Below are 2,676 nucleotides of genomic sequence, written 5' to 3' on the forward strand. Positions count from 1 at the left end.
GACCACCCCCGTGGCCGCCACCCAGGTCACCACCGGGTCCGCCACCCAGCTCGCGACCGGGTCCGCCACCCAGGTCACCACCGGGCCTGCCACGGTCTCCATCACGCTGATCACCGGCGACGTCGTCGCGTACACGCCGGTCGAGAACGGCGTTCCCGCGATCTCCATCGAGCAGGCGCCCCGCCCCGACGGCGCGCAGATCACCTTCGCCACCCTGCCCGGCCGGGACGGCGGCTGGCTGGTCCTGCCGTCGGACGCGGCGACGCCGGTCGCGTCCGGTGTCCTGGACGAGAAGCTGTTCGACGTCGTCACGCTGGCGCGGGAGGGCCGTACCGACCGCATCCCGCTGCTCGTCACCTACGGCGGCGAGCCGGCCGCCGCCACGCTCTCCCAGGCCGCGGGCGCTCTGACCGCCGCCGAGAACGTGCGCCCGCTCCCGAGCATCGACCCCGCCGCGCTCGCCTCGGCCACGGCGGGCAGGCTCCGGCTCGACCCCGTCTACGACGTCGACGGGATGCGCGAGAACCTCACCGAGGTCCGCACCCTGCCCGTCGTATCCGTCGGGCAGGGCAGGGAGGAGGACTTCGCGGGCGTCGACGTGGCGGGCAAGCTGGTCCTGGCCGGCGTGCCGCTCGGGGGTGGCGAGGCGCCGTACCGGAGCGCGGCGGGACAGATGGACCAGGCCGCCAGGCTCGCCTCCGACCGCGGCGCCGCGGGCCTCGTCGGCTACCTCGACGTCGACGGCGGCCGGGCCCGGGTGCCCAGCGACTTCTCCGGGCGGTCCCTGGGACTGGGGCTGAGCGCCGAACAGGGGCGCGCGCTGCGCGCCGCCGTGGACAAGGGGCCGGTCTCGATGTGTCTGGAGCCGGACGGCGGGACGGACCCCGTGTACCGCCTGCGCTACGACGATCGCGGCCGGATCCCCACGAAGGCCCACAGGGTGGACCCGGAGGATCTCGTCAGGATCGACGCCCAGTACCACGCCGACCAGCCGAACACCGCCGGCAGGGAGTACGGCTGGTCCACCACGGGGGAGGAGCCAGGGAAGATCACATACGGGCAGCCCCTGACGATGCCGCTCGCCCGTACCGAGTACTTCGGCCCGGTCGACGACAAGGTCACGTGGGGCCGGGAGATCACCAACCAGAGCCTTCGGATGCACTCCACGGACCGCTTCACCCGGAGCGACCGCCGGCAGGGCGAGGACTGGTTCAAGGCGCCTCTGGCGCCGGGCGCCGCCGAGCTGCCCGAGCGCTACCCGGAAGGCCTGCCGTGCGTGCTGTGCCGGGACGGCGACAGGTTCGTGCCGCTGGACCGGTGGTCGGACTCCGACCCACGGCACTACACCGACCTGAGCACGGCCGAGGTCAAGTCCGCGCCGCGGTTGTTCGCCGGTGACCAGGAGGTGCCGGTGCAGGGCCGGGCGCCCCGCTCCTTCACCGTCCCTGACGGGAGCGCCGACTACCGGCTGGAGAGCGTCGACACCACCAAGCGGACGTTGTCTCCGGAGGTGACCACCAGCTCGCGGTTCGCCTCCGCGCCGCCGTCGTCAGGCACGCCCGACGGGCACACCTGCTCGTATGGGTCGTCCTGCGCGGTCCAGCCGGCCATCCTGCTCACCTACGACCTGCCGCTCGACCTGCTGAACCGGGCGCCGGCGGGGCGGCCGTACACCTTCGAGATCGGGGCGGGCCCGCACTCGTCGATCCGGAAGGCGCCGGACGTCCGGCGGGTGAAGGTCGAGTACTCGGTCGACGACGGCGCCACCTGGCGTACGGCGCTCACCGTGAAGCGGGGTAAGGATCGCTACCAGTCGCTCCTGGCGCATCCGCCGCTGAACGCCACCAGCGGTTTCGTCTCGCTGCGGGTCACCGCGTCGGACCAGGCCGGAGGTGCGGTCACGCAGACCATCAAGCGGGCGTACGCCCTGAAGTAACCCCTTCTGACGCCTCCCGCCAGGCCCGCCGGGTCGGCTGGGAGGTGTCAGACCAGGCCCACCATGAAGCCCTCGTCCTTGACCCCGAGGTACGCGGCCGGGCGGTACTGCCGCATCGCCTGCTCGATGACCGGGATGTACTTGGGGCTCGAGCCGAGCGGCAGCCGGTAGCCGTTCTTGACCGTGTGGAACTCCCACAGGTGCTCCATTTCCGGATGGCGCCCGCGGAAGCCCTGGTCGGCGGGGAAGAGGTCGAGGCGGACCATCGTCCTGCGGATGATGTAGTCGGCCGGCTTGACGCGGCGCTGCCGGGTGCGCGAGATGCCCACCCCGGACAGCTCCGCCCACGGGACGGCCCACGGCTTGCCCTGGGGGTCGTCCCACCGCACACCGAAACCGTCGAAGACCAGCTTGCGTTGCCGGCCGACCTTGCGCCAGGCGATGACCGGCAGCAGGCCGATGAACAGGAACACCAGCCCGAGGATCCCGACGACCACCGCGGTGCCCGCGCCGCCCGTCACCTGGCCGGTGAGTGCCGAGAAGATCGAGATGAGCCCGATCACCCCCGCGACTGAGCCGCCGACCAGCGCCTTCACCTTGGCGTCGCCGCCGACGTCGATCACCACGGGAGGCGGTGCGAAGGCAGGGGGCTGCTGCGGGGGATAGGGGGCGTTGAACTGTGGCTGTTGAGGGCCGTACGTCATGAAGGGCGAGGGTAGCCGGACCGGCCCGCCCCACCC

2 protein-coding genes are annotated in these 2,676 nt (G+C 72.5%); one reads left to right on the forward strand and one right to left on the reverse strand.

All coding sequences use genetic code 11. The features are described from left to right. On the forward strand, positions 1-1,936 hold a 1,936-nt coding region (locus ITP53_RS54760), incomplete at its 5' end, for a protease-associated domain-containing protein (RefSeq protein WP_207757751.1). 47 nt (positions 1,937-1,983) lie between these two features. Here ITP53_RS54760 and ITP53_RS54765 read toward each other — a convergent pair. Further along, positions 1,984-2,676: hypothetical protein (locus ITP53_RS54765; protein ID WP_207757752.1), on the reverse strand; the 693-nt coding region annotated here is incomplete at its 5' end.

Origin of the sequence: Nonomuraea cypriaca (assembly GCF_015645445.1) — a bacterium.
GTDB lineage: Bacteria > Actinomycetota > Actinomycetes > Streptosporangiales > Streptosporangiaceae > Nonomuraea > Nonomuraea cypriaca.